Raw genomic sequence first — 25,233 nt, forward strand, 5'->3', positions numbered from 1 at the left:
GGCTCAGAGGTCGTCCGGGTTCCAGGCGGCCAGCGCCTCGATGGTCGCCGGCAGGTCGGCCATGCGGTTGATCACCGTGATGGCGCCGGCGGCGGTCAGCGCGTCGGCATGGCCGGGCCAGGAGTGCATGCCGCCGGTGAAGCCGATGACGCGCATGCCGGCGGCGCGGCCGGCATGGATGCCATGGGTCGAATCCTCGACGACGATGCAGTCCTTCGGATCGACGCCGAACTCCGCCGCGCCATGCAGGTAGACGTCGGGCGCCGGCTTCGGCTGCTTGTTGCGGACGGCGACAGCCGAGAAGATGTAGGGCCGGAACCGGTCATAGAGCTCGGTCTTGGTCAGCGAGATCTTCAGCCGCTCGGGCGAGGAGTTCGAGCAGATGCAGCGCGGGTAGTCGAGGCGATCGAGCATCTCCTGCACGCCGGGGATGATCTGCAGATCCTTGGCGAGGCGCCGGTCGAGCTCCGCATTGGTCTCGGCGTGGAAGTTCTCCGGCAGCGCGTGGCCGAGATCCGCCTCGATCAGCTTGGAGATGCGCTCCCAGGTCAGGCCGGCGAAGCGGTGCGACATTTCCTCGACCGAGATATCGTAGCCGATGGCGGAAAGCCGTTCGCTGTCGACGCGGGAGGAGATGATTTCGGAATCGACGAGCACCCCGTCGCAATCGAAAAGAACAAGCATGAGGGACTTCCGGTCGGTATGAGCGCGATCTCGAATTCCGGAAGTTCGGCTGAGACGGCGCGTTGCAAGGGAGCGAAGAGGCAGGGTCGAGCGTGGAGGAGGATCGAACCCGCGAGCCAGCGGGCTCTCTACCAGATCGCGGCGGAACTGTCTTGGCCCGTTCTGTCGCGACTCTTCCGCCGGGCGGCCATCAGCGCACGGTGAGCGGCGCGCGGGCGAAGATCGCGGTGCCGTCGCCGGCGATATAGCGCAGCTCGTAACGGCCCGGATCCTTCGGAACGACGATGCTGACGGTCGGGCGATCCGGGCGGATGCGGGCCATGGTCAGGTGATCGCCGGCTTCCATGTCGGTGCGGGCGATGACGATGTCGTCGTAGCGCGCGGCGGGGCCGGACCAGTCGACGGTGATCCGGCTGCCCGCCTGGGCCGTGTCCGGGCCCTTGAGCGAGGCGGAGGGCGCGTCGACGGTGAAGGAAGCGGTGGCGGCGACCGCATTGTCCTCGGCCGAGAGGTAGCGCGCCTCGTAGCGGCCGGCCGTCGTCGGGGCGATGAAGGTCAGCGCGCGGCCGTCCTTGTTGACGGGAATGGCGGCGAGCTTCGTGCCGGGCGCGGCGCCGGCCGGCGCGATCCGGATCTCGTCCTTCGACGAGGCCGGGCCGGACCAGACCACCTTCACGGGCGCGCCGGCGCCGACATGCTCGTCGACCGTGACGGTGGTCGGCTTGACGTCCACCTCGATGGACTGCGTGGCGAGAATGACGTTGAGCTTCGGATGGTAGTACCGGATCTCGTAGGTGCCCGCCTCGGTCGGCGCGCGCAGCCGGCGCATCTTGCCGTCCTTGTCGACGAGGGCGCTGCGGATTTCCGATCCCGCCGGCAGGCCCGGCCAGACGATCTGGATGCGGTCGCCCTTCACCTTCGGGCCGTCATAGGCGACGTCGAACACGCTCGACTGGATCACCTTGGCCGGCGCCTCGATATGGGCCGAGGGCAGGTTCGCCGGTGGCGCCTTGGCGGCGGCGAGCGCCGCGGCGAGGCCGCCGGCGACGTCGGTGCCGTCCTTGGCGTTGATGAACTTGCCGCCGGTCTTGTCAGCGAGGCAGGCGACCTGCTCGATCTCCTTGTCGTCGAGACCGAGGCCGATCACCTCGACGGTCAGGTCCTTGGCGCGGCTGGCGAGCGATTCCGCCAGAACGCAGGGATTGGCGTCGCAGGCTTCCACCTTGTCGACGAAGACGATGACGGTGGCGCGGGCGCTCTTGTAGTCGAGCGCGTTGGCGGCGCGCTCGACGGCGACGGCCAGCGGCGCCTTGCCGCGCGGCTGCAGCTTGGCGGCGGCGGCGGTGACGGCCTCGTTGCCGTTGCGCTGCGGCTTCACGATGACGGAGGCGTCGGTGCAGCTCGTCTTGCTCTTGGAGCCGAAGGCCAGCATGCCGATCCGCGCCTCGGTCGGGAAATCGGCGACGGCCGCTTCGATGCTGTCGGCGACCAGGTCGATCTTGCGGTCGCGGCCGAGCTTGCCGGCCATGGAGGCGGAGGCGTCGAGCACCAGCATCACGTCGTCGGCGAGCACCGAAACGCTGGTGGCGCAGAGGAGAGCCAGCGCAGCCGGCAGGGCAAGGAAACCGCGGATCATGATGGCCTCGAACATGCGACCCGGCGCCGGGTCCTTCTTTGCCGAAACCATAACCCAAGAGATTCGGCAAAACGATGTCGAATGTACCGAAAGACGTGCAATCCGGCGTGGTTACAATTGATTAACCATACTTGCTAACGCGTCCTTCACCCTGTTCGCTAACCATAGGCGCATGTTCTTGTTGCGTCGGGGAGTTGGGAAATGAAGGCACTCGCTCGGAAGCCGGCCGAGGTCGCTCACAGGGCGCCCTGGCTTGACACCATCATCAAGGGCGATTGCGTCGCCGCGCTGGAGAAGCTGCCTTCCGCGTCGGTCGACCTCGTCTTCGCGGATCCGCCCTATAACCTGCAGCTCGAAGGCGGGCTGACCCGTCCGGACCATTCGGTCGTCGACGCGGTCGACGATCATTGGGACAAGTTCGACAGCTTCGAGGCCTATGACGCCTTCACCCGCGCCTGGCTGCTCGCGGTTCGCCGCGTGCTGAAGCCCGATGGCGCGCTCTGGGTCATCGGCTCCTACCACAACATCTTCCGCGTCGGCGCGACGCTGCAGGATCTCGGCTTCTGGATCCTGAACGACGTTGTCTGGCGCAAGTCGAACCCGATGCCGAATTTCCGCGGCAAGCGCTTCACCAACGCGCATGAGACGATGATCTGGGCCTCGCGCGGCCAGAACTCGAAATACACGTTCAACTACGAGGCCATGAAGGCCTTCAATGACGACGTGCAGATGCGCTCCGACTGGCTGCTGCCGATCTGCACCGGCCATGAGCGGCTGAAGGACGGAGAGGGGCACAAGGTGCATCCGACCCAGAAGCCGGAAGCGCTGCTCGCCCGCGTCATGCTTGCCTCGACGAAGCCCGGCGACGTCGTCCTCGACCCGTTCTTCGGCTCCGGCACGACCGGCGCCGTCGCCAAGCGCCTCGGCCGCCACTTCGTCGGCGTCGAGCGCGAGCAGAGCTATATCGACGCCGCGCAGGCCCGCATCGACGCCGTCGAGACGGCGCCGGCCGCTGCCCTCGAGCTGCTCAAGGGCAAGCGTTCGGAGCCGCGCATCCCGTTCGGCACGCTGCTGGAGCGCGGCCTGATCGTTCCGGGCGCCGTGCTGACGGATTCGCGCGGTCGCCACCAGGCCCGCGTCCGCGCCGACGGATCGCTCGAATCCGGCGCGCTGATGGGCTCGATCCATCGCGTCGGCGCGCTGGTGCAGGGTTTCGACGCCTGCAACGGCTGGACCTTCTGGCATGTCCATCACAACGGACGGCTGACCTCGATCGACGATCTTCGCAAGATCGTCCGCGATGAACTGGCTGCAGCCGGAGGCTGAGCCGACGCCGCGAAGCCCCGGCTTCGCGGTGTCCTGATTGGCTGCTGGCAGGCCGCCTCAGGCCGCCAGCGGCTCGAATATCAGCGCCTGATGCAGCGACGTGCCGGCCATGACGCCGTCGGCCGAGGCGAAGGTGGCGTTGTGCATGCCGCGCGCGATGTCGCCGGCGGCGTAGACGCCGGGAACCGTCGTCATCTTCATGGCGTCGGTGCGCAGGACCGGCCCCAGCATCCCGTCGTCGAAGGCGCAGCCGAGCTGCTCGGCGATGGGGCTCGCCATCCTTGTCCGCGAGGCGGTGAACAGCGCATCGAGCGCCACCACGCGACCGTCCTCGAACCGGACGCCGGTGAGCTCCGTCTCCGTCCCCTCCAGCGCCACGATCTTCGCCGGTTCGAGCGACACCTCCCGGCGGGCGAGCTTCTCGAGCGTCTCCTCATCCGGCATGGCGCCACCGTTCAGGAAGAACGTGGTCGGCCCCCAGTCCGGGATCATCAGCGCCTGATGCACGGATTTCTCCATCGCGTTGAGAACGCCGAGGCGCTGTCCCTTGAATTCGTAGCCATGGCAATAGGGGCAGTGCAGCACCGACTTGCCCCACTTCTGGGCGAGACCGGGGATCTCCGGCAGGTCGTCGATCACGCCGAAGGCGAGCACGAGCTTGCTGCCGCGCAGCATCTCCCCCATGCCGAGATCGACGGAGAAGCCGTCCGGCTCGGGATTGGCATACTGGGCCGAGCCGCCGACGAAATGGACGTTCGGATAGGCGAGGAGCTTTTCGCGGGCCTGGGCGATCATGGCGCGCGGCGCCGCGCCGTCCTGGCCGAAGAAGCCGTGCGAGGCGGCGGCGAAGCGGTTGCGCGGAGTGTTGCTGTCGACGACGCAGATCGCGCGTCCGGCGCGGGCGAGCTGCATCGCCGCCGAGAGCCCGGCATAGCTGCCGCCGATGATGATGGCGTCATACCGCATGGCTGATGTCCTTCTTGGTTGCATTTCTGGCCTGGAAACGGGCGTGGAAATCGGCGGCGAGCGCTGCGAGCGTGACGGTGCGGAGGCGCTTGAGCAGCAGTTGCTCGGCCTCCTGGAAGGCCGATTCCAGCGAGGCGTTGACCGCCTGCTCGACGAGACAGGCCGGGTTTTCGCTGCGATGGCCGAGCGCGAAGACGGGCGGCGAGCCGATCGCCGCATAGATGTCGTCGAGGGTGACGGCGGCGGGGGCGCAGGTGACGGTCCAGCCGCCGCCATGGCCCTTGGCCGAGCCGACGAAGCCCGCGTCGCGCAGGCCCGCCATGATGCGGCGGATGACGACCGGGTTGGTCGACATCATCGCGGCCAATTGCTCGGAGGTGAGCGGTTCGCCGGCCTCGAGCATGTGGAGGAGGACGTGGAGCACGCCCGAAAGTCTGCTGTCGTGTTTCATGCAACATTAAATGTTACATGAGTGGACGGACGTCAACCCCTCGTCATTCGCGCCCCGGGCGGAGGCGGGCGGTCAGGTGGAAGCGGAGGAAGAGGCGGCGAGGGGAATGATCACGCCGTGGCGGGCGAGGTCGCGCCGCATCGTCGCGGCGTTGACGAAGAGTTCGGCCTGCCAGCCGGCCTGCCGCGCCCCTTCGACATTCGCGGGGGTGTCGTCGAAGAAGAGCGTCGAGGCCGGCGTCAGCCCGAAGGTTTCCGCATGCAGCCGGTAGATCTCCAGATCGGGCTTCAGCATCCCGATGTCGCCGGAGACCGTGACGCCCCGGAACAGCCGCAGATAGGGAAAGCGCTCGACCGCCTCGACGAAGGTGTCGCTGGCGAAATTGGTGAGCGCCGTGACGTCCTGCCCGGCCGCGACCAGCGTATCGAGGATCGCTGGCGTCTCGGCGAGGGAGCCGGGGATCATCTCGTGCCAGTTGGCCCGGAAGGCGCGGATCATCGGCTCGTGCTCGGGAAAGCGCTCGATCAGCACGGCTTCGCCATCCGCCCAGCCGCGGCCGCGATCCTGCTCCTTGTTCCAGTCGCCGGTGCAGATTTCGGTCAGGAACCGGCGTCGCGCGGCCTCGTCGGGGATCAGCCGGCGATAGGGGATCTCGGGGTCCCAGCGCAGCAGCACGTTGCCGATGTCGAAGACGATGTGCCTGATCTCGCTCATGCCGGATCCCCGTGCCCTGCCATCCCGGTTTCGAGTTTCCGCATCTTCATGACGTTGTGATGGCGGTCACTGACAATTTCGTATGTCGGCATAATGATCATGCTGGCCGGAAAATCTGCCCTGCGATAGATTTCGGCCCAAGTAGATCAGATCGCTCCGTGTCCTTGCTCGCGGTTTTTCTGTTCTCGCCCTGCCGCGATCCTGGCCACCCATAGATGTTCCGGGAGGGACGAAATGCGGTTCCTGGTGGGATTGGCGGCTCGGGTTCAGGCGGCGGGACGGCATGCGTCCCGGCTGACCGGGGGTTCACGGCGCCTCGCGGGCGCCGTTTTGCTGTTCGCGGCCGCTTCCTGGCTGCCTCCGGCAGCTGCGCTGGCGCAGCAGGCCATCGTTGGCCCGGAGGACGCGGTGGTCACCGGCTTCTCCGGCGCGGGCGAAGGCCAGGCGCCTTCCGGCGCCGATCCGCTCGATTATCTCGTCCTGCCGCCGGACGGCCCGGCCGCCCGTGTCGTCGACCTCTCCCGCCTCGGCCAGCAGGGGCGGCTCTCCGAGGTGCGAAAACCCTTCACGGTCACGGCAGGGCAGGTCGGTCAGGTGTTCGGCGTCGCGCTCGACGATGCACCGGCGCCCTCGATCTACCTCGCCGCGACCTCGGCTTACGGACTGTCGATCGGCCTCGCCGACGCGTCGGGCGGCCCGGTGAAGCGCCTGCTGCACGGCCTCGCCGGCGCGACGTTCCTTCCAAACCAGTTCGGATCCGCCGACCGGAACGGCGGCCCGCGCTCGATCTGGCGCGTCGACGGCACCACCGGCCAGGTCGCGCTCTTCGCCAATGTCGGCGATATCAGAGGCAACGCGGCCGCGTCGCTCGGCGGGCTCGCCTTCGACCCTGAGAGCCAGCAGATCTTCGTCGCCGACCGGGCGACCGGCCTGATCCACCGGCTCGGGCTCGATGGCACGGATCGGGGCAGCTACGACCACGGCGTCGACGGCCGCGCCAGAAACGGCCTGCCCGAGGTGCCGCTGACGCCGGTCAACGTCGACATCGCCAGCCAGTCCTTCGACACGGAGCAGCCGGCGACCTGGGGTTTCGCCGATCCGGAGCGGCTGGTGTTCGCGCTCGCGGTCCGCAATGGCCGCCTGTTCTATTCGGTCGCCGCCGGGCCGGAGATCTGGTCGGTCGGCATCCAGCCGGACGGCTCTTTCGCGGGTGACGCGCGGTTCGAGACCGCGGTTCCGGCGCTCGACCCCGGCATGGAGGTGGCCTCGATCGCCTTCGACAATCGCGGCCTGCTCTACGCGGCCGAGCGGGCGCCGCCCACCGGCGCCTATGATTTCCGCAATGTGGCGGAGGGCGGCAGCAGCCGTGTCCTGCGCTTCCGTCCGAAGGCGCGGCCGGATTCCGAGCCCGGCCTCTGGACGCCCGTTCCGCAGGAATATGCGATCGGCCTGCTGCCCGATTACCAGAACGCCAATGGCGGCGTGGCGCTCGGCCGGGGCTATGATGCAAACGGCCGGATGCAGCCGAACGCCTGCGCCGTGACGCTGTGGTCGACCGGCGAGCAGCTTCTCGGCGACGTGCCGTCCGCCGGGACGGTCGATGGCCTGCAGGGCAACGACACCCAGCTCGTCCTCCCCGCCAATGCGCCGCCGAATTCGAGCTGGTTCGTCGACTATGACGACCGGCCGGGCGACAGCGCGGTCGCCGGCCATATGGGCGCGATCGCCACGCTTCCCTGCGTCGCGCCCCGCCGCGCCGCGGCACCGCCGCCACCCCCGCCGCCGCGCTTTTCGGAGCCGCTGCCGCCGCCGCCTCCGCCGATCCTCGGCTGTCCGGTCGGCACCTTCCTCGTCGGCGACGCCTGCCTGTTGCCGCCGCGCTGCCCGCCCGGCACCCGCTTTCGCGATGGCTATTGCGTCGCCATCGGTTGCCCGCCGGACATGATCCGCATCAACGGCGCATGCCTGCCGCCGCCGATCGTCTGCGATCGCTACGAGACCTTCGTCGATGGTCGCTGCATCCCCTGGCGCTGCCCGCCCGACCTGGTGCGGCTGCCCAACGGCTATTGCGGCTGTCCGCGCGACGCGATCTATGTTCGCGGCCAGTGCATCCCGCCGCGCTGCCCGCCGGACCTGTTCATGACCCCGGATGGCCGCTGCGTCCCGCCGCAAGGGTGCCGTCCGCCGATGCTGCGCGATGACCGTGGCCGCTGCGTCCCGCCGCAGGGTTGCCGCCCGCCGCTGGTGCGTGACAACGACGGTCGCTGCGTGCCGCCGCAGGGCGGTCGGCCCTGTCCGCGCGGTCAGGTGAGGGACGATAACGGCCGTTGCCGCCCTGTCCCGGTCCAGGAATGCCCGGACGGCCAGATCCGGCGCGGCGGTCGTTGCCTGCCGGTCGTCGTTCCGCCGGTCGTTGCTCCGCCCGTCATTCCGGGACCGGTCAATCCGGGGCCCGGCACGCCGGAGTGCCGTCGTGGCCAACGTCTCGTCGACGGCGTCTGCGTCGACGCCCGCCGGCCTCAGCCGCGCGAATGCCCGGACGGCACCCGGTTGCGTCGCGGCCGCTGCGTGCCGGCCGAGGCGGCGCAGCCCGAACGGCCGAACCGGCCGGCGCCGGTCGAGTGCGGCCCGGGCCAGCGCCTGCGCGGCGGTCGCTGCGTCGATCTCCAGCCGCAACGCCAGCCGCCGCCGAAGCCGGGCGCGGAGCCCAAGGCACCCGAATGCCCGGATGGCACCCGGCTGCGTCGGGGGCGCTGCGTGCCGGCCGAGGCGACGCAGCCCGCACAGCCGAACCGGCCGGCGCCGGTCGAGTGCGGGTCGGGCCAGCGCCTGCGCCGTGGCCAATGCGTCGACGCCCAGCAGCCATCGCCGCCGCGCCAGCCGGCGCCGGAGCGCCAGCCGCCGCGCCAGACCCAGCCGGAGCGTAAGGCGCCGAATTGCCCGGAGGGGACGATGTTGCGGCGTGGCCAGTGCGTGAAGGTGCAGCCGCAGAACGACGGCGACGCGACGCCGCGCCTGCCGCCCCGGATCCGCGATCAGCTGGAGCGGTTGCAGCAACAGCAACCGCAGCAGTAGCGCGCGGCGAGGCGAGCGATGGCGGCGGGATTTCCCGCCGTCATTTCCGTTTGCGCGTCGCGCCTGGAGCGGCCGCCTCGATCGCCTTCTTCATCACGCTCGGCAGCGCCTCGTGCGGCAGCTCGGTGGCGCTCGCCCACCAGGCATCGGCCGGTGCCGGATGCGCCTCGGGCAGGCGGACATGCCAGATGTCGAGCGTCAGGCGGAAATGCGTGAAGACATGCACGACGGGCGCGGTGACGCGCTGCCAGTCAGCCGGGAAGGGGGCGGCGCCCGGTCCCAGCGCTGGTGCGGGGCCGGTGATCCAGTCCGATCCCGGCACTTCGGTCATGCCGCCGAGCAGGCCGCGTTCGGCGCGTTTGCGAAGCAGGATCGCGCCGTCGGTGCGGATGGCGACGAAGGCGGCGCCGGCGCGCTCGGGCCGGTCGGTCTTGGCGGCCTTGCGGGGATAGAGCTCCTCGGTGCCGCGCGCATGGGCCGTGCAGGATTTTTCCCACGGGCAGAGCGAGCAGGCCGGCCGCTTCGGTGTGCAGAGCGTCGCGCCGAGATCCATCATCGCCTGCGCATAGTCGCCGGCCCGCTTCGTGGGCGTCAGCCGCGCCTGCAGCTCGGCGATCTCCTTCTTGGCGGCGGGAAGCGGCGTCTCGACCGCGAAGATCCGCGACAGCACCCGCTCGACATTGCCGTCGACCACCGCCGCCGGCTCGTCATGCGCGATCGCCGCGATCGCTGCCGACGTATAGACGCCGATCCCTGGCAGTTCGCGTAAGGCCGCCGCCGTTTCTGGAAAGCGGCCGCCATGCTCGCGCACGACCGTGTCGGCGCAGGCCTTCAGATTGCGGGCGCGCGAATAATAGCCGAGCCCGGCCCACGCCTTCATGACGTCCTCGTTCGAGGCCGCGGCGAGGTCGGAGACCGAAGGCCAGCGCGCCAGGAAGTCCTCGAAATAGGGCTTCACCGTCGTCACATTGGTCTGCTGCAGCATGATCTCGGAGAGCCAGACCCGGTAGGGATCGGGCTTCACGCCGGCGCGGCGCTCGGCCGGCGGCGTCCGCCAGGGGAGCCGGCGGGCGTGACGGTCATACCAGGCGAGAAGGTCGGCGGCATGGGGCGGCGGGGGGCTCGGAATCATGGCCGCGATCATGCTGGAATCCGGCCGAACGCGCCAGCAGTCGGGAAAAACCTGAGCGGCCAATGGGCCCGCCGCATTTTTCGGCCGAAGCCATTCCATGCTAGCTTGCCGCCGGCCAATCGGCGCGTCGGGTGCCGATGGCTTCTTCCAGCGCGGCATCAATTCAGGGGGCGTGCCGCATCCTTATCGTGGTCAGGCAAGGCCCGCGCGGGCGCCTGTCCCGGGAGCAGGAGCAGGGCATGAGCGATGCGACCGGCTATGACGTCAGTTCCGGGTCCCTGGCGGTGATGCCGCCGCCTGTCGATGCGACCGGCCGCGAGACGGCCGTTTCCCCCCGCGTCGACGCGTTCTTCGAGCGGGAGACGGGCAGCGTCCAGTATGTGCTGACCGACCCCGCCACAGGGCATTGCGCGCTGATCGATCCCGTCCTCGACTATGACGAGAAATCGGCGACCACCTCGACGAAATCGGCGGATGCGCTGCTCGCCTTCGTCGATCGGGAGAAGCTGCGCGTCGAATGGATCCTCGATACCCATCCGCATGCCGATCATCTGTCGGCGGCGAGCTATCTGAAGGAGCGCACCGGCGCTGCCATGGCGATCGGCGCGCAGGTGACGGATGTGCAGCGGCTCTGGAAGACGCTGTACAACCTGCCGTCCTTCCCGGATGACGGCTCGCAATGGGACCGCCTTTTCGCCGATGGCGACCGGTTTCGCCTCGGCGAGATGGACGTCGAGGTGCTGTTCTCGCCCGGCCACACGCTCGCCTCCGTCACCTATGTCGCCGGCGACGCGGCCTTCGTTCACGACACGCTGCTGATGCCGGATTTCGGCACGGCGCGCTGCGATTTTCCCGGTGGCGACGCCCATGCGATGTGGCGGACGATCCAGCGCATCCTGTCGCTGCCGGACCATACGCGGCTCTTCACCGGCCATGACTACATGCCGAACGGCCGCGCGCCGGCCTGGGAAAGCACGGTGGCGCGGCAGAAGGCCGAGAATGTCCATCTCGCCAAGGCGGCGAGCGAGGCCGAGTTCGTGGCGCTCCGCCGGGCGCGCGACGCGACGCTGCCGATGCCGAAGCTGATCCTGCATGCGCTGCAGGTGAACCTCGCCGGCGGCCGCCTGCCGCCGCCCGAGAGCGACGGCCGGCGCTATCTGAAGATCCCGCTCAACGCGCTGGGCCCGGCTTCGCAGGGCTGACCGCATTGCGCGACAGGACGATGCGCCGCGTCACGCCGATCGCGGCGAGGAAATCCTCGTCGTGGCTGGTCACCAGCAGCGCGCCGTCGAAATCGCGGAGCGCCGCCTCGATCGCCGCGATCGAATCGAGGTCGAGATGGTTGGTCGGCTCGTCGAGGATGAGCAGGCCAGGCGGCGTCGCGCCGCCGAGCACGCAGGCAAGGCCGGCCCTGAGCGTCTCGCCGCCGGAAAGCGCGTGCACCGGCTTCAGCGCCGCCTGGTTGCGGAAGAGGAAGCGCGCGAGCATGGCATGGGCGTGGTTGAGGCTGGCGTCGGGGTTCAGCCGGCGGAAATTCTCGACGATCGAAAGGGCGGGATCGAGAATGCCGACGCTCTGGTCGAGCCTCGCCGAGGCGACCGGGCGGAGGACGCGGCCCTCGGTCGGCTCGATCTCGCCGCTCGCGAGCCGGAGCAGCGTCGACTTGCCAGCGCCGTTCGGGCCGATGAGCGCGATCCGCTCCGGCCCGGTGAGGGTGATGCTGAACCCGGCGATGACGGGCGGTTCGCCCGGATAGGCGAAGCCGGCCCCCTCGAAGGCGAGCACGACGCGGCTCGCCGGTAGGCCGGTCGACGGCAGCTCGATCCCCAGCGTCTCCACGCGCTCGACCTCGGCCTCGGCGCTGGCGAGCGTCTCGGAGACGGCCTGGCGCTGGCGCTCGGCGCGCTGGCCGATCGCGCCCTTGGTCCGCTCGCTGCGGTCGCGCTTGGCGTCGACCAGGATCCTCGCCTGGTCGCCCTTGGCGCGGCTTCGCGCGCCCGCGCCGTCGCGCTTCTGCTGGCGCTCGACCGCCGCCTGGATGCGGCGCTCCGTGGCCCTGGCCTCGCTTTTGGCGAGATCGAGATCGCGCGCCGCCGTCGCCCGCTCGGCCGCCTTCCGTTCGGCATAGAGGTCGTAATTGCCGCCATAGATGCGCGCGCCGAGCGTCGAGAGCTCGACGATGCGGTCCATGTCGCGCAGCAGCTCGCGGTCATGGCTGACGACGATCGCGCCCTTCTTCCAGCTTGCGAGCAACCGGGCGACGGCGGCGCGGCCTTCGGCGTCGAGATTGTTGGTCGGCTCGTCGAGCAGCAGCATGTCGGGATCGGCAAGGAGCAGCGCGGCGAGCCCGAGCCGCGTGCGCTGGCCGCCGCTGAGGCTCGCCATCTCGCGCGCCGGATCGAGGCCGGGAAGGTTGACGGCGGCGAGCGCGTCGGCAAGCCGGGATTCGAGCGTCCAGTCGGCCTCGGCGGCGTCCTCGGCCGAGCCGAAGCCGCGCTCCATGCGGTCGAGCCGGGCGAGATCGTCGGCGATGCCGAGCGCCTCGGCGACCGTCTGGCCGGCGGTCGCGCGCACGTCCTGCCGCAACATGGCGATGCGACCGACGCGGTCGACCGAGCCCTGCGCCGGCGGCATCTCGCCGGCGAGAATCTTCAAGAGCGTCGACTTGCCGATGCCGTTGCGGCCGACGAGGCCGGTGCGCTCCGTGCCAAAGGCGAGATCGATGCGGTCGAGGAGGGGGCGTCCGTCTGGCGTCGTGAAGGAGACGTCATTCAGGGCCACGAGCGGCGTGGCGGAACGAAGAGACATGGCAATACCGGAAGATGGAGCTTGCGCTGGGCCTTGGGCCTTGCGCTGGAACAGGCGGGCACGGCGTTACGCCGTCGCGGTGGCCTGATGCTTCATCGTCTGGGTACTCCCGTTCTTCGGATGGCCGCAACATAATGGCTCGTCGCCGGATGGCAAGTCCAAAAGGCAAGTCCGAAAAGACCCTTCCTTGCCGCAGCAGTCGGTTCGCCTATTTCCCATGTCATCAACCGAGGGTGGATCATGGGCAGCGATATCGCGCGCTTCGTCGGCAATATCCCCGAGGATTACGACCGGGGCCTCGGGCCGGTGATCTTCGTCGATGCGGCGGAGGATCTTGCCCGGCGCGTCGAGAGCCGCAATCCGGCGCTGGTGCTGGAGATCGCGGCGGGAACCGGCATCCTGACGCGGCGGCTGCGCGACGTGCTGCCGGTCAGCGTCCGGCTGACGGCGACCGATCTCAACGCGCCCATGCTCGAACTGGCGCAGTCGAAATTCCGTCCCGGCGAGCCCGTCGAGTTCCAGACCGCCGACGCCATGGTGCTTCCGTTCCGCGACGCTTCGTTCGACGTGGTCGTCTGCCAGTTCGGCATGATGTTCTTTCCCGACAAGGACCGCTGCAACCGCGAGGTTTTTCGCGTCATCGATCCCGGCGGGTACTATTTCTTCAACACCTGGGGCTCGCATGCCGACAATCCCTATGGCCGGATCGTGCACGAGACCATCGGCAGCTTCTTCCCGAAGGATCCGCCGCAATTCTACCACGTGCCGTTTTCCGCCCATGAGGTCGAGCCGATCCGGACCTCGCTCTCGGCGGCCGGCTTTACCGACATCGAGGTCACGGAGGTCCGGCGCCAGGGCGTCATTCCCGATGCGCATGCCTTTGCGCATGGGCTGGTCTACGGCAACCCGGCCATCGCCGAGATCCGCGGGCGCGGCGGCGTCGATCCGGAGCGGCTGGTGGACGCGGTCGCCAAGGCGCTCCGGGCCGAATTCGGCCCCGATCCCGGCCACATGCCATTGAAATGGTTCGTCTTCCAGGCGCAGAAGGCGATCTAGAGCGTTTTCGAGCGAAGTGGGGGCCGGTTCGCGTGAAGAAAACGCGACCAGGCTAAGCGGTATCGTCCCAGGGCGGCGCCGGCAGGAAGCGATCGAACAGGGCATCGAGGACGACGCGGAGCCGGAGCGGCATCGGCCGCTGCAGCGGCCAGACCGCGTGGATCGGCAGCGCGTCGCTGGTCATGTCCGGCAGCACGGTTTCCAGCACGCCCGCGCGCAGCATCGGCGCGACGAGCCAGCGCGGCAGGCAGGCGATGCCGTGGCCGGCGATCACCGCGTCGGCGATCGCATCGGCGCGGTCGAGGGCGAGGCGGCCGCTCACAGTGGCGACATGGCTGTGTCCGGTGGCGTCGACCAGCCGCCAGGGCGTCGGCCGCGCCTGCCGCCGCTCGACGAGGCAGTCGTGTCCGGCGAGTTCGGCGAGCGTCGCCGGACGGCCGGCGCGATCGAGATAGGCGGGGGAAGCGCAGAGCTGCGTCGTCTGCGTGCCGAGCCGGCGGGCGGCAAGTCCCGCCACGTCGTCGAGCGCGCCGATCCGCACCGCGACATCGATCCCCTCTGTCGTCAGGTCGGCGCGCCGATTGGCGAAAGCGACGTCGAGGCGCAGGCGCGGATGGGCGCGGGCGATTTCGAGCAGGACGGGCAGCACCCATTGCCGGCCGAAGAGAACCGGGATCTCGACCCGCAGCCTCCCGGCCGCCGCGCTGGTGCGCTCGGCGAGGCTCGCCTCGGCGCTCTCCAGTTCGGCGAGTGCCTTGAGGCAGCTCTCGCGGAACCGGCTTCCCTCGTCGGTGAGGCTGAGGCTCCGCGTCGTCCGGTTGAACAGGCGCACGCCGAGCCGCGTTTCCAGACGGGCGATCGTCTTGCCGACCGCCGAGCGGCCGAGCCCAAGCCGCTCGCTGGCGCGGGTAAAGCTGCCGGCGTCGGCGACTTCGACAAAGGTGACGATGCCTTCGAGGCGGGCGAGGTCGATCATGGTCACATGATTGGGGAATTAGGATCCCGAGTAAAGCGACCGTGGCCACGCATACGGTCCGAAATCGCGCGGATAGTCTAGTTGCCCGCATTCAGCAGCAAGGACGTTTCGCATGACTATCGAGGGCAGGGCGACATTCGAGGGCAGGACCGTCGCGATCATCGGCGGCGGCTCGGGCATCGGTTTCCGCGTCGCCGAACTCGCCGCCCAAGCCGGGGCCGAGGTGATCCTCGGCGGCCGTTCGTCCGAGCGGCTGCAACAGGCCGTCGCGGCGATCGGGCCAAAGGCGCGCGGCGCTACGGTCGATCTGGAGGATCGCGCGTCGATCCGGGCGTTCTTCGAGCCGCTGCCGAAGCTCGACCATCTCTTCGTCCCGGCCGCCACCTATACGGTGGGATCGCTGGCGGATCTTTCGGACGAGGATGCCGAAAGCCCGTTCCGGACGAAATTCTGGGGCCAGTACCACGCCATCAAGGCCGCCGCGCCGAAGCTCGCATCCGATGGCTCGATTGTGCTGATGGCGGGCGCCGCAGGCGCGCGGCCGCTCAAGGGCGCTGCCGCCTATGCCGCCTGCAACAGCGCGATCGAGGGGCTCGGCCGGGCGCTGGCGCTGGAGCTCGCGCCGGTCCGGGTCAACACCGTGTCGCCCGGCACGATCGACGGCCATCTCTGGCGGAGCCGCCCCGAGGCGATCCGCGAGACGGCCTTCGCGCATTATAGCCGGATCGCGGCCGCCGGCCGTCCCGGCACCGAGGACGAGATCGCCGATGCCGTGCTCTTCCTGATGAAGAACAGCTTCATGACCGGGACGACGCTCTACGCCGACGGCGGCTACACGCTGCGCTGATCGTCAGCCCGCTTCGCGATACTGCTCGGCGGTTTCGAGGTCGACCGACACCAGCTGGCTGACGCCGCGCTCGCCCATCGTCACGCCGAACAGCCGATTCATCCGCGCCATGGTGATCGGATTGTGGGTGATCGTCACGAAGCGCGTGTCGGTCGTCCGCGCCATCTCGTCGAGCAGGTTGCAGAACCGCTCGACATTGTGGTCGTCGAGCGGCGCGTCGACCTCGTCGAGCACGCAGATCGGCGCGGGGTTGGTCAGGAACACGCCGAAGATCAGCGCCAGCGCCGTCAGCGCCTGCTCGCCGCCGGAGAGCAGCGTCATCGGTTGCTGCTTCTTGCCGGGCGGGCTCGCCATGATTTCGAGCCCGGCCTCGAGCGGATCGTCCGATTCGGTCAGCTGCAATTCTGCCGCGCCGCCGCCGAACAGATGCGTGAACAGCCGCTGGAAATGACCGTTCACGACGTCGAAGGCGGCGAGCAGCCGCTCGCGGCCCTCGCGGTTCAGACTGGCGATGCCCTGCCGCAGCCGGCGGATCGCCTCGATCAGGTCGTCGCGGTCCTTGATCAGCGCTTCGCGCCGGGCCGCGACCTCGACCGCCTCGTCATCGGCGCGCAGATTGACGCCGCCGAGCTTCTCGCGTTCCTGCCGCAGCCGGTCGAGGCGGGTTTCGAGCTGGCCGAGATCCGGCACCGGCGCCGAGGGATCGATCTCGGCCTGCTTGACCACCTCATGCGGCTCGCAATCGAGAATCTCGGCGATGCGCGCCTCGATCTCGAGCCTGCGCTCCTGCGTCGCCTTCAGCCGCTCCTCGCCGCGTCCGCGCTGCTCGCGCGCCTCGGAAAGCGCGGTCATCGCCTCCTGCGACGCCTTGTCGAAGGCGGCGAGCGTCGTCTCCGCCTGTCGCAGCGCGTCGGCGGCCTGGCGCTTCGCCGCTTCCGCCTTGTCGATCTCGGAGAGGAGCGCGCGGCGCTTCTGCTCGATCTCGGCCGGCGCGTCGGCGAGGCCGCCGCGCTCGGTCTCGATCTCGGTCCGGCGGCCGGCGAGGATGCGGATCTGGCTGTCGGCGTTGGTGGCGCGCTCCTGCCAGTTCTGGCGTTCGGCGGCGATTGTCCCGAGCCGGCGGCGGCGGATGTCGGTCTCGCGGGTCAAATTGTCGGCGGCCGCGCGGGCTTCCGAGAGCGCGCCGCGATCCTCCGCGACGGCGCCGCGCAGCATCATGACTTCCTGCTGCGCCGCCAGCGGATCGGCGGCGGCGGCCAGCGCTGCCTCGGCCTCGTTCCTCTGCGCCTCGGTCTCGGCGACGGTCGCAGCCATCCGGGCGCGAGATTCTTCCAGCGCGCCGCGCCGGCTGGTCAGCCGTCCGGCCTCGCGCTCGACGGCGGCGAGCCGGTTGCGGGCCTCGTCGAGGCCGCGCTGCGCCGCGCGGCCGGCGTCGCGCGCCAGTCTTTCCTGTTCCTGCGCCGCGCGCGCGGCGAGCGCTGCCTGCGCCAGCGCATTCTGCCGCTCGGTGACGAGGGCGCGGGCGCCGATCGCGGCTTCTTCCAGCTCGGCCAGGCGATTGCGGTTGGCGAGCCGCATCGCGGCGGCGGTGGGGGCTTCGGCGGTGGCGACATAGCCGTCCCAGCGCCAGAGGTCGCCCTCGCGCGAGACCAGCACCTGTCCCGTCTTCAGGAGGTTCTGCAGGGCAGGGCCGTCGGTGCGCGCGACGATGCCGACCTGCGCCAGGGCGCGCGTCAGAAGCGCCGGCGCCTTGACCTTGACCGCCAGCGGCTGCGCGCCCTCGGGCAGCGCCGGATCGTCCGCGAGCGGCGCGGCGCCGCGCCAGTGCGCGGCCACCTGGCGGTCGTCCGACGCGTCGAGCGCGTCGCCGAAGGCGGCGGCGAGCGCCGCCTCAAAACCCTTGGCGACGGATAGCGTGTCGAGGAGCGGCGGCCTCCGGCCGGCCTGCGCGCCGGAGCCGAGGATCTTGGCCAGCGTCCGCGCCTCGGTCTCGATGCCGGAAAGCGCGCGCTCGGCCTCGGCGAGCGGGGTCCGCGCGGTCGTCTCGTTGTCGCGTGCCTGGACCGACTGTCGCTCGGCCGCGACCGCCTTCTCCTCGGCAGCCGCGACCGCGGCCTCGCCGGCGGCGACGGCTTCCTGCGCCGGGGCGACGCCGGGCAGCTCGGCGATCTGGCGCACCAGCGCGATCAGCTCGCGGTCGACATCGGCCAGCTGGCTGCTGGCGCGCATCGTGCGTTCGCCCGCCTCGCGGTGGGCGCGTTCGAGCTCCGATTTCCTAGCCGCGATCGCCGCATGCGCCGTGGTTGCCTCGGCAAGTTTGCGCTCGGTCTCGCCGAGCTTCGATTCGGCCTGGCTACGGGCGGCGTCCGCCTCGGCCTGCTTGCCGACGGCGTCCTGTTCCTCGCGGCGCAGCGTCTGTTCCTCGGCATCGAGGCGTTCGAGGATGGCGGCGTTCTCGCTCACCATGCGCTGCTCGCGCTGGATGTCCTCATTGAGCTGGGCGAGGCGGCGGTCGAGGTCGACCAGCCGCTCCTTCATCCGCTTCTCGTCGCTGTCGAGCTGCTCGCGGGCGAGCGTCAGGCGCTGCAGCGCGGCGGCGGCGCCGGCCTCGCCCTCGCGCAGGCCCGGCAGCACGCTCGCGGCGACGGCCTGGTCGCGCGCGGCCTTCGCCTGCGCCTCGCTGCGCGCCACGACCGTCTCGCCGGCGGCTGCGAGCGCGGTCTCGGCGTCGCGCATCTGCACGGCGGCCGCCAGCATGCGCAGATAGAGGACGGTTGCCTCGGTCTTGCGGATGTCGGCGGAGAGATTGCGATAGCGGTTGGCCTGCCGCGCCTGCCGCTTCAGGGCTTCCAGCTGACCCTCGAGCTCGGAGAGCACGTCCTCCAGCCGTTCGAGGTTCTGCTCGGCGGCGCGCAGGCGCAGCTCCGCCTCGTTGCGGCGGGAATAGAGGCCGGAAATGCCGGCGGCTTCCTCCAGCACGGCGCGGCGCGCCTGCGGCTTGGCCGAGATCAGCTCGCCGATCCGGCCCTGGCCGACCATGGCCGGCGAACGCGCGCCGGTCGAGGCGTCGGCGAAGAGCAGCTGGACGTCGCGGGCGCGCACATCCTTGCCGTTGATCTTGTAGACGGAGCCCGATTCCCGCTCGATCCGGCGGGTGACTTCCAGCACATCGGCATCATTGAAGGCGGCCGGCGCCTTGTGGTCGTGATTGTCGACGACGAGGGTGACTTCGGCGGTATTGCGGGCCGGGCGCTTGCCGCTGCCGGCGAAGATGACGTCGTCCATGCCGGACGCGCGCATGTTCTTGTACGAGCTTTCGCCCATCACCCAGCGCAGCGCCTCGACGAGGTTCGACTTGCCGCAGCCATTCGGCCCGACGACGCCGGTCAGCCCCGGCTCGATCAGGAAGTCCGTGCCTTCGACGAAGGATTTGAAGCCGTGAACGCGGAGCCGCGTGAATTTCATGACGCGGCACCGGCGCTGGAGAATTCGATACGCATAGCAAAAACCCTCCCCGATGGGGGAGGGGAACTCAGTGAAGAGACGGAACGAGGCCGGGCGTCAGGAGGCGACGCCCCCCGACGGGTCCGGCCGGTGCGCGGCGCGCGGTCAGGACGCCAGCAGCTTTTCCATTTCCTCGAAGGAGAGCGCACCCGGATGCTTGGCCCCGTTGATAAAGAAGGTCGGGGTCGAATTGACGCCGAACTGCGACGCCGCCCGTTCCTTCACGGAATTCACACCATCGAGCAGGGCCTGGTTTTTCAAGGTCAGCTCGAAAGTCTCCTGTGTAAAACCGACCTGCTTGGCGATGGCGAGCAGCGCGCTGACCGGATCGTCGACGAAGGCCCACTTCTCCTGCTGGTCGAACAAGAGGTCGACCATCTCGAAGAATTTGTCGTTCGGCGCGGCGTGCGCCAGCATGATCGCGGCGGTCGCCAGCGGATCGAGCGGGAAGTCGCGCAGGATGAAGTACACCTTGCCGGTGTCGATGTACTTCTCCTTCAAGGGCTTCCAGGTGGTGTCGTGGAAGTGCTTGCAGTGCGAGCAGGTGAGCGACATGTACTCGATCACGGTGATCGGCGCCTTCGGATCGCCGAGCGTCTTGTCGCCGAGCGGGCCGGGCTTCATCAGCTCGGCGACGTCGACCTTCTCGCCGGCGGCCTGAGCGGCGCGCGGCAGCAGGGAAAGGGCGCCGATGGCGAGCGAGCCGGCTCCGACCTGGCCAAGAAACTGTCTGCGATTGAACGTCACGGTTCCTGTTCTCCTTGTGCGCCGGTCGACCCGGTGCGGGACGGCGGAGCGATTGACACGCTTTGCGCGAAACTTATCCGATCAATTGCGGCGTTTGTCAGCCCGAAGGCTGGCGCGGCGCTTTGACCGAAGAATAAACGCCCCGGCCAAGCCGCGCGAGCGCCTCGCGCAGACCGTCGCTTTCGACCGAGGCGACGGTCGAGGCGACCTCTTGCTCCTCGACCTTGGTCAGGGGAGGCGGCGCCACCACGCGCGGCGGCGGCCGCGAGACGACGCCCTGCACGATCTTCAATTGCGTCACCGCGCCGAAGCCGAGGAAGCCGTTGATTCGGTCGAGCAGCACATTGGTCTCGTGCTGCAGATAGATCGCCATGCCCGAATCGACCCGGATCACCAGCGTAGCGCCGCCCGGCGCCTTGGCCTGGTCGCGGCGCGGCCAGGTGATCTTTTCCGGCAGGGTGGTGGTGGCGTAGCGCGGGCCGACAATGTCGGACCAGGCGGAGATCAGGTCCGCCGTCGCGAAGCCGCGCTTGGCGCAGACGGGGGCAATGACGCCGCCGATCAGGGCACCGATGCTCTGCGGGCCGCGCCTGGCCTTGATGTTGGTGTTGTCGCTCATGCCCCTGTTGTCGCATGATGGCCGGGCGCTGTGAACGCCGTGCTCGCCACGGATTCGCCCTTTTGGTCAAAACGACTCGTTTCCGTTCGAATAAAATACAATAAAATCAAGCGGTTAAAGGTTGTTCACGGCTTCTTGACACGGTGGGGAGGCCTCACTATGGTGCGCGCGGTTTCGGGGGCGGCGAGAAGCTTTGACAGGCTTTACCGTCACTTGGCAGGGATGACGCGATGAGCGACACGGGTTCGCCAGGTGATGGAGAGAAGATCAAGCGCATGGCCGAAGACGAAGCCGCGTTGTCCGAAAGGTTGCGCGCGCTCAGCCAGAAGCTCGACAAGGCTCAGGGCGAGGCGAAGAAGGCGGACGCCGATGATCCATCGGTCCGGGTCAATGCTCAGGGTATGAGCGTGGCCCTGCGGGTGGTCAGCGAGTTCGTCTCGGGGGTGATCGTCGGCGCCGGTCTCGGCTGGATGATCGACCACTGGCTCGGCACGTCGCCGTGGGGAATGATCATTCTCCTCTTGCTTGGCTTCGTCGCAGGTGTTCTTAACGTCCTGCGTTCGATCGGCAAGGTAGCGCAGCCCGAGGCACGGCAGGTGTCGTCCCGGGACAAGAAGGCGAAGTAAGTTTTAGGGTCGTGGCATAGGCCTCGGTCGGAACTCAGGCGAAGAAGGCGGGCTCGGTGGCTAACGATCCGATCCATCAGTTTCACATCCAGGAATTCTTCCAGATCGGCACGATCGGGGACACGGAGTTCCATTTCACCAACTCCGCCTTTGCGATGGGTGCTACGGTGGCGATCGTCGCCGGCTTCCTCTACCTCGCGACCGCGAAGAACAGCCTGATCCCCGGCCGCCTGCAGTCGGTCGCGGAGCTCTCCTACGAATTCGTCGCCAGCACGCTGCGATCCAGCGCCGGCAAGGAGGGGATGCGCTTCTTCCCCCTCGTGTTCTCGCTGTTCATGTTCATCCTGGTGGCGAACTTCTTCGGAATGTTCCCCTATTTCATGACGGCGACCAGCCAGATCATCATTACCTTCCTGCTGTCGATGACGGTCATGCTGACGGTGGTCGGCTACGGCTTCGCCAAGCACGGCTTCGGCTTCCTCGGCCTGTTCGTGCCGAGCGGCGTGCCGATGGCGGTCGTGCCGCTGGTGTCGGCGATCGAGGTCATCTCGTTCCTCTCGCGTCCGATCAGCCTCTCCGTCCGTCTCTTCGGCAACATGCTTGCCGGTCACATCACCCTGAAGGTGTTCGCCGGTTTCGTGGCGAGCCTGGCCAGCCTCGGCGCGCTCGGTATCGGCGGCGCGATCCTGCCGCTGGTCATGACGGTCGGCCTCACGGCCCTCGAATTCCTGGTCGCATTCCTCCAGGCCTACATTTTCACGGTCCTCACCTGCATGTATCTGAACGACGCCCTCCATCCCGGGCATTGATCAGCAGGTCGGCGAAGTTACACGTTCTTCCAACCCGAAATTACGTCTTCAAGGAGCATAAAATGGAAGCGGAAGCTGCAAAGTTCATCGGTGCTGGTCTTGCCTGCTTCGGCATGGCCGGAACGGCTCTCGCCCTCGGCAACATCTTCTCGAACTACCTGTCGGGCGCGCTGCGCAACCCGTCGGCAGCTGATGGCCAGTTCGGCCGCCTGATCCTCGGCTTCGCCGTGACGGAAGCTCTCGGCATCTTCTCGCTGCTGGTCGCGCTGCTCCTGCTCTTCGTGGTCTGATCCTTCTGGGTCGCCGCAAGGCGGCCGGGTGAAGCCCCATGCGGCGGCCTCGTGCCGTCGCATGTGTTTTATTCTACGATCTGGGGTCTTCGATGACTTGGTTCATCTCGCCTGCCCACGCCGAGGACGCCGCGCCCGCGCCGGCTTCTACCGTCGTTCCGCCGGCGCCGACTGAGACGCACACCGAGGTCGGGCATGAAGCAGGCGGGAAGGCGGTATTCCCGCCCTTCGACACGCAGAAATTCCCGTCGCAGATCCTCTGGTATGTCGTTTTCTTCGGCCTGCTCTATCTCCTGATGAAGCGGGTCCTCGTGCCGCGGCTCACCACCATCGTCGAAGGCCGCGCACAGCGGATCTCCGGCGACCTGGAAGAGGCGCAGCGCCTGCGCGTCGAATCCGACAAGGCGCTCGGCACGTATGAGAAGGCTCTCGCGGACGCGAAGAGCTCGGCTCATGCGATCGCCCAGTCCAGCACGGACGAGGCAAAGGCCACGGCGACGAAGCAGCGCGCCGACATCGAGGCCTCGCTCGTCGCGAAGCTCGAGACGGCCGAAGCCCGCATCGGCGAGATCAAGGCGAAGGCCCTTGGCGACGTCAATGCCATCGCCGAGGAGGCGGCTGCCGCCGTCGTCGCGGCGCTGAGCGGACAGCAACCGAGCCAGGAAGAGGTGGCGAAGGCCGTCTCCGCCGTGGCGGCGAAGTAAGGGCAAGATCATGCAACTCGACGCCTCCTTTTTCGCCCTTGTCGGCCTGATCCTGTTCTTCGTGCTGCTGGTCTATGTCGGCGTGCACACCAAGATCGGCAAGGCGCTCGACGCCCGCGCCGACAGCATCGCCAAGGACCTCGACGACGCCAAGCGTCTGCGCGAGGAAGCCGCGGCGCTGCTCGCCGACTACCAGAAGCGGGCTCGCGAAGCCGAGACCGAGGCACAGACCATCGTCGACAAGGCCCGCCGCGAGGCGGTCGCCCTGGCCGAGGCCGCCAAGGCCGAGATGGAAGACTATGTCACGCGTCGCACCAAGATGGCCGAAGAGAAGATCACCCAGGCCGAGCATCAGGCTCTGCAGGAAGTGAAGGCGCTCTCGGCCGACGTCTCGATCGCCGCTGCCGAGAAGATCCTCGCGGCCAAGCTGGCGGGCGCGGCGGGTGCGGACCTGGTCGCCGCCTCGATCAACGACGTCAAGAGCCGGCTCAACTGATCCGGCTCAGTCGAAGAGGATCTCTTCGATCGGAAGTTCAACGCCGTCGGCCCAGCCGGCGGCGTTTTCGTTTGTGTTGAGCGCGCGGATCGGGGCGAAGCTGGCGCGGTGCAGCGGGCAGGCGCCGAGCGTGGAAAGCGCGGCCAGATGCGCCGCCGTGCCGTAGCCCATGTGGCGCTCGAAGCCGTAGTCCGGGAAATGCGTCGCGGCGCGCGTCATCATGCGGTCGCGCGTCACCTTGGCGATGATCGAGGCAGCTGCGATCGAGACCGAGCGGGCGTCGCCCTTGACATAGGCCTCGCCGGGGCAGGCGAGGGCGGGCGGCAGGTCGTTGCCGTCGATGATGGCGAGATCCGGCGCCCAAGGCAGGCCGGCGACGGCGCGCGTCATCGCCCAGAGCGTTGCCTGGCGGATGTTGGTGGTGTCGATCCTGAGCACCGAGGCGGCGACGACCGAGACATGCGCCGATGCCATGATCCGCTCGAACAGGGCCTCGCGTGCCAGCGCCGTCAGCTTCTTCGAATCGTTCAGCCCGTCCGGAATGTTCTTCGGATCGAGGATGACGGCGGCGGCGACCACCGGCCCCGCCAGCGGGCCGCGCCCGGCCTCGTCGACCCCGGCGATGGCCTTGAGGCCGCGCCGCCGCAGGCGACGCTCGATCGCGTCGGTCGGGACCGGGGGGAGCTCGAACAGGAGCGGCGATTCGGGTGCGGTGCGACGTGCCATGGCCGGAAAATCCCCGACCCTCCGTCGGATTGCAAGCGACAAGCATAGGCCAAAAAGCGAAGGGCGGCGATGTGGCTCGCCGCCCTTCCGAAAGTCTCGTATGCCCTGAGGCGCTTCGCTCGAAAGCGCCTTAGCTGCCGACCAGCTGGCGGAACTCGTTCTTCAGGAAGTTGCCCACCCGCTTGCCGCGGTTGCGCGTCTTCTCGAAGGCGGTCTGATCGACGAAATAGGTATGCAGGATGCTGTCGCGCGAGGTCGGCAGTTCACCGGTCGGATCGACGGAATGCCAGGTGTTGTCGCCGACCGCGAAGGCATAGCCGTGGTTCGGGATGAAATCCATCTGCTTCACCCGCGTAAAACCGCCCTCGGGCTCGCGCGAGGAGAACACGGTGCCGACGCCGTTCAGCTGCTCGTCGCGCGGCAGATAGAGCTGCACGGTGATGCCCTTCCAGCGCGTGTCGGTGTGCTCGGGAATGCGATAGCCGGACGTGTCGCGGGTCAGCATCGGGATCGGGAAGAAGTCGCTCGGCTTGTAGGCGTTGCCGAAGCGGCGCTTCAGGCCCGGTCCCAGCCGCTCGACGAAGGCGTCGCGGACGGGCTCGGAGCAGAGCGCCGCGCCGACCAGGTTCCAGATCTCCTTCCGCCGGCCCTCGAGGTGGCGCAGATATTCCGGGAACAGGTCGACCTTGACGCGCGTGGCGCTGCCGTCGGTGCGGATGTTGACATTGCCGCGACCGGCCAGCGCCCGGAAGTGGTTCGCCGACGGCATCAGTTCCTGCATCTCGGCGTAGATGTCTTCCGGGAAAATGCGGTCGAGCACCAGATGGTAGAACGGATCGTCGAAGGACTGCGACGAGCGAACGGCCTGGGCGATGTGGCTGACCAGATAGTCGAGTTCGGATTGCGCGGTCTTGAGCACGGCTGCCCCCATCGATTGTGTCATGGTTCCGTTCTATTGGACGTGGTGGAAGCTCGCAAGGCACCGGATGCCACACGCGGGGCTGGTCGCGACCGGGCGCGCCGTCGGCTAGCTAACCTGGC

General features: G+C 68.6%; 23 protein-coding genes. 10 read left to right on the plus strand and 13 right to left on the minus strand.

The features are described 5' to 3' along the window. Positions 1–3: 3 nt before the first annotated feature. Positions 4–684 carry an HAD family hydrolase gene (locus AC6HZP_RS08510; RefSeq protein WP_497526212.1) on the minus strand — a complete coding sequence of 227 codons (681 nt, stop codon included), beginning with the start codon at positions 682–684 and terminating at the stop codon, positions 4–6. A gap of 190 nt (positions 685–874) precedes the next feature. Then, the gene (locus tag AC6HZP_RS08515) at positions 875–2,320 is read right to left on the minus strand and encodes a vWA domain-containing protein (protein WP_497526213.1); all 1,446 of its coding nucleotides are present in this window, start codon (positions 2,318–2,320) and stop codon (positions 875–877) included. A gap of 201 nt (positions 2,321–2,521) precedes the next feature. Between AC6HZP_RS08515 and AC6HZP_RS08520 the strand changes: the two genes are divergently transcribed. Then, complete coding sequence (locus AC6HZP_RS08520; RefSeq protein ID WP_201403145.1) at positions 2,522–3,646, plus strand: site-specific DNA-methyltransferase; 1,125 nt, start codon at positions 2,522–2,524, stop codon at positions 3,644–3,646. A gap of 57 nt (positions 3,647–3,703) precedes the next feature. Here AC6HZP_RS08520 and AC6HZP_RS08525 read toward each other — a convergent pair whose 3' ends face one another. The 3 genes from AC6HZP_RS08525 to AC6HZP_RS08535 all read right to left on the minus strand — a co-directional run bounded on the left by AC6HZP_RS08525 (position 3,704) and on the right by AC6HZP_RS08535 (position 5,777). Further along, complete coding sequence (locus AC6HZP_RS08525) at positions 3,704–4,612, minus strand: NAD(P)/FAD-dependent oxidoreductase (RefSeq protein ID WP_497526214.1); 909 nt, start codon at positions 4,610–4,612, stop codon at positions 3,704–3,706. Then, the gene (locus AC6HZP_RS08530) at positions 4,602–5,063 is read right to left on the minus strand and encodes an Rrf2 family transcriptional regulator (protein ID WP_497526215.1); all 462 of its coding nucleotides are present in this window, start codon (positions 5,061–5,063) and stop codon (positions 4,602–4,604) included. Before AC6HZP_RS08530 ends, AC6HZP_RS08525 begins: the two co-directional genes overlap by 11 nt. Positions 5,064–5,135: 72 nt before the next feature. Continuing rightward, on the minus strand, positions 5,136–5,777 hold the full coding sequence (locus tag AC6HZP_RS08535) for an HAD family hydrolase (protein ID WP_497526216.1): 642 nt from the start codon (positions 5,775–5,777) through the stop codon (positions 5,136–5,138). Positions 5,778–6,011: 234 nt separating this feature from the next. Between AC6HZP_RS08535 and AC6HZP_RS08540 the strand changes: the two genes are divergently transcribed. Continuing rightward, positions 6,012–8,852, plus strand: a complete 2,841-nt coding sequence (locus tag AC6HZP_RS08540; protein WP_497526217.1) for a hypothetical protein — start codon at positions 6,012–6,014, stop codon at positions 8,850–8,852. Positions 8,853–8,892: 40 nt separating this feature from the next. Here the strand turns inward: AC6HZP_RS08540 and mutY are convergent, their stop codons facing one another. Further along, positions 8,893–9,984, minus strand: a complete 1,092-nt coding sequence (gene mutY / locus AC6HZP_RS08545; protein WP_497526218.1) for an A/G-specific adenine glycosylase — start codon at positions 9,982–9,984, stop codon at positions 8,893–8,895. Positions 9,985–10,271: 287 nt separating this feature from the next. Between mutY and AC6HZP_RS08550 the strand changes: the two genes are divergently transcribed. After that, positions 10,272–11,186, plus strand: a complete 915-nt coding sequence (locus AC6HZP_RS08550) for an MBL fold metallo-hydrolase (RefSeq protein WP_497526761.1) — start codon at positions 10,272–10,274, stop codon at positions 11,184–11,186. Here the strand turns inward: AC6HZP_RS08550 and AC6HZP_RS08555 are convergent. Continuing rightward, a complete protein-coding gene (locus AC6HZP_RS08555; protein WP_497526219.1) occupies positions 11,155–12,792 on the minus strand; it encodes an ABC-F family ATP-binding cassette domain-containing protein in 1,638 nt (545 codons plus the stop codon). The two genes, AC6HZP_RS08550 and AC6HZP_RS08555, sit on opposite strands and share 32 nt — an antisense overlap. A 240-nt stretch (positions 12,793–13,032) precedes the next feature. On the opposite strand from AC6HZP_RS08555, the gene AC6HZP_RS08560 reads away from it, so the two are divergent. Further along, entirely contained in the window at positions 13,033–13,848 is an 816-nt protein-coding gene (locus AC6HZP_RS08560; protein WP_497526220.1) for a class I SAM-dependent methyltransferase, read from the plus strand. Between the two features lie 52 nt (positions 13,849–13,900). On the opposite strand, the gene AC6HZP_RS08565 is transcribed toward AC6HZP_RS08560, so the two are convergent. Beyond that, positions 13,901–14,824: a LysR family transcriptional regulator gene (locus AC6HZP_RS08565; protein WP_497526221.1), complete on the minus strand. Its 924-nt coding sequence runs from the start codon at positions 14,822–14,824 to the stop codon at positions 13,901–13,903. 112 nt (positions 14,825–14,936) lie between these two features. Between AC6HZP_RS08565 and AC6HZP_RS08570 the strand changes: the two genes are divergently transcribed. Then, a complete protein-coding gene (locus AC6HZP_RS08570; RefSeq protein WP_497526222.1) occupies positions 14,937–15,671 on the plus strand; it encodes an SDR family oxidoreductase in 735 nt (244 codons plus the stop codon). A gap of 3 nt (positions 15,672–15,674) precedes the next feature. On the opposite strand, the gene smc is transcribed toward AC6HZP_RS08570, so the two are convergent. The 3 genes from smc to AC6HZP_RS08585 form a co-directional block, all read right to left on the minus strand. Then, positions 15,675–19,136 (minus strand): chromosome segregation protein SMC, encoded by a 3,462-nt coding sequence (gene smc / locus AC6HZP_RS08575; protein ID WP_497526223.1) that lies wholly within the window; start codon positions 19,134–19,136, stop codon positions 15,675–15,677. Positions 19,137–19,280: 144 nt separating this feature from the next. Then, positions 19,281–19,922 carry a DsbA family protein gene (locus AC6HZP_RS08580; RefSeq protein WP_201403156.1) on the minus strand — a complete coding sequence of 214 codons (642 nt, stop codon included), beginning with the start codon at positions 19,920–19,922 and terminating at the stop codon, positions 19,281–19,283. 97 nt (positions 19,923–20,019) lie between these two features. Next, entirely contained in the window at positions 20,020–20,541 is a 522-nt protein-coding gene (locus tag AC6HZP_RS08585) for a DUF721 domain-containing protein (RefSeq protein WP_201403157.1), read from the minus strand. Between the two features lie 230 nt (positions 20,542–20,771). On the opposite strand from AC6HZP_RS08585, the gene AC6HZP_RS08590 reads away from it, so the two are divergent. From AC6HZP_RS08590 to atpF, 5 genes are all read left to right on the plus strand, one after another. Next, positions 20,772–21,167 carry an AtpZ/AtpI family protein gene (locus AC6HZP_RS08590; RefSeq protein WP_201403158.1) on the plus strand — a complete coding sequence of 132 codons (396 nt, stop codon included), beginning with the start codon at positions 20,772–20,774 and terminating at the stop codon, positions 21,165–21,167. A 56-nt stretch (positions 21,168–21,223) separates the two neighbouring features. Beyond that, complete coding sequence (locus AC6HZP_RS08595) at positions 21,224–21,976, plus strand: F0F1 ATP synthase subunit A (RefSeq protein WP_201403159.1); 753 nt, start codon at positions 21,224–21,226, stop codon at positions 21,974–21,976. Positions 21,977–22,038: 62 nt separating this feature from the next. Then, on the plus strand, positions 22,039–22,266 hold the full coding sequence (locus AC6HZP_RS08600) for a F0F1 ATP synthase subunit C (RefSeq protein ID WP_018182554.1): 228 nt from the start codon (positions 22,039–22,041) through the stop codon (positions 22,264–22,266). A gap of 92 nt (positions 22,267–22,358) precedes the next feature. Then, on the plus strand, positions 22,359–22,970 hold the full coding sequence (locus AC6HZP_RS08605) for a F0F1 ATP synthase subunit B (protein ID WP_201403160.1): 612 nt from the start codon (positions 22,359–22,361) through the stop codon (positions 22,968–22,970). A gap of 10 nt (positions 22,971–22,980) precedes the next feature. Continuing rightward, positions 22,981–23,466, plus strand: coding sequence for a F0F1 ATP synthase subunit B (gene atpF / locus AC6HZP_RS08610; protein WP_201403161.1), 486 nt, complete (start codon positions 22,981–22,983; stop codon positions 23,464–23,466). Between the two features lie 6 nt (positions 23,467–23,472). On the opposite strand, the gene rnhB is transcribed toward atpF, so the two are convergent. Further along, positions 23,473–24,192 (minus strand): ribonuclease HII, encoded by a 720-nt coding sequence (gene rnhB, locus AC6HZP_RS08615; protein WP_497526224.1) that lies wholly within the window; start codon positions 24,190–24,192, stop codon positions 23,473–23,475. Between the two features lie 130 nt (positions 24,193–24,322). Beyond that, positions 24,323–25,135, minus strand: coding sequence for a hypothetical protein (locus AC6HZP_RS08620; protein ID WP_244669868.1), 813 nt, complete (start codon positions 25,133–25,135; stop codon positions 24,323–24,325). Positions 25,136–25,233: the final 98 nt, after the last annotated feature.

The organism is Kaistia sp. SLG-1 (assembly GCF_059699055.1).

Bases quoted from the DNA above. Each gene is read 5' to 3' on its own strand.
- AC6HZP_RS08540 (WP_497526217.1), top strand. From the start codon at position 6,012: ATGCGGTTCCTGGTGGGATTGGCGGCTCGGGTTCAGGCGGCGGGACGG.
- AC6HZP_RS08510 (WP_497526212.1), bottom strand. From the start codon at position 684: ATGCTTGTTCTTTTCGATTGCGACGGGGTGCTCGTCGATTCCGAAATC.
- AC6HZP_RS08535 (WP_497526216.1), bottom strand. From the start codon at position 5,777: ATGAGCGAGATCAGGCACATCGTCTTCGACATCGGCAACGTGCTGCTG.
- AC6HZP_RS08560 (WP_497526220.1), top strand. From the start codon at position 13,033: ATGGGCAGCGATATCGCGCGCTTCGTCGGCAATATCCCCGAGGATTAC.
- AC6HZP_RS08515 (WP_497526213.1), bottom strand. From the start codon at position 2,320: ATGATCCGCGGTTTCCTTGCCCTGCCGGCTGCGCTGGCTCTCCTCTGC.
- AC6HZP_RS08570 (WP_497526222.1), top strand. From the start codon at position 14,937: ATGACTATCGAGGGCAGGGCGACATTCGAGGGCAGGACCGTCGCGATC.
- AC6HZP_RS08555 (WP_497526219.1), bottom strand. From the start codon at position 12,792: ATGTCTCTTCGTTCCGCCACGCCGCTCGTGGCCCTGAATGACGTCTCC.
- AC6HZP_RS08550 (WP_497526761.1), top strand. From the start codon at position 10,272: ATGCCGCCGCCTGTCGATGCGACCGGCCGCGAGACGGCCGTTTCCCCC.
- AC6HZP_RS08565 (WP_497526221.1), bottom strand. From the start codon at position 14,824: ATGATCGACCTCGCCCGCCTCGAAGGCATCGTCACCTTTGTCGAAGTC.
- AC6HZP_RS08600 (WP_018182554.1), top strand. From the start codon at position 22,039: ATGGAAGCGGAAGCTGCAAAGTTCATCGGTGCTGGTCTTGCCTGCTTC.
- AC6HZP_RS08590 (WP_201403158.1), top strand. From the start codon at position 20,772: ATGAGCGACACGGGTTCGCCAGGTGATGGAGAGAAGATCAAGCGCATG.
- AC6HZP_RS08530 (WP_497526215.1), bottom strand. From the start codon at position 5,063: ATGAAACACGACAGCAGACTTTCGGGCGTGCTCCACGTCCTCCTCCAC.
- mutY (WP_497526218.1), bottom strand. From the start codon at position 9,984: ATGATTCCGAGCCCCCCGCCGCCCCATGCCGCCGACCTTCTCGCCTGG.
- AC6HZP_RS08520 (WP_201403145.1), top strand. From the start codon at position 2,522: ATGAAGGCACTCGCTCGGAAGCCGGCCGAGGTCGCTCACAGGGCGCCC.
- AC6HZP_RS08525 (WP_497526214.1), bottom strand. From the start codon at position 4,612: ATGCGGTATGACGCCATCATCATCGGCGGCAGCTATGCCGGGCTCTCG.
- rnhB (WP_497526224.1), bottom strand. From the start codon at position 24,192: ATGGCACGTCGCACCGCACCCGAATCGCCGCTCCTGTTCGAGCTCCCC.
- atpF (WP_201403161.1), top strand. From the start codon at position 22,981: ATGCAACTCGACGCCTCCTTTTTCGCCCTTGTCGGCCTGATCCTGTTC.
- AC6HZP_RS08585 (WP_201403157.1), bottom strand. From the start codon at position 20,541: ATGAGCGACAACACCAACATCAAGGCCAGGCGCGGCCCGCAGAGCATC.
- AC6HZP_RS08620 (WP_244669868.1), bottom strand. From the start codon at position 25,135: ATGACACAATCGATGGGGGCAGCCGTGCTCAAGACCGCGCAATCCGAA.
- AC6HZP_RS08605 (WP_201403160.1), top strand. From the start codon at position 22,359: ATGACTTGGTTCATCTCGCCTGCCCACGCCGAGGACGCCGCGCCCGCG.
- smc (WP_497526223.1), bottom strand. From the start codon at position 19,136: ATGAAATTCACGCGGCTCCGCGTTCACGGCTTCAAATCCTTCGTCGAA.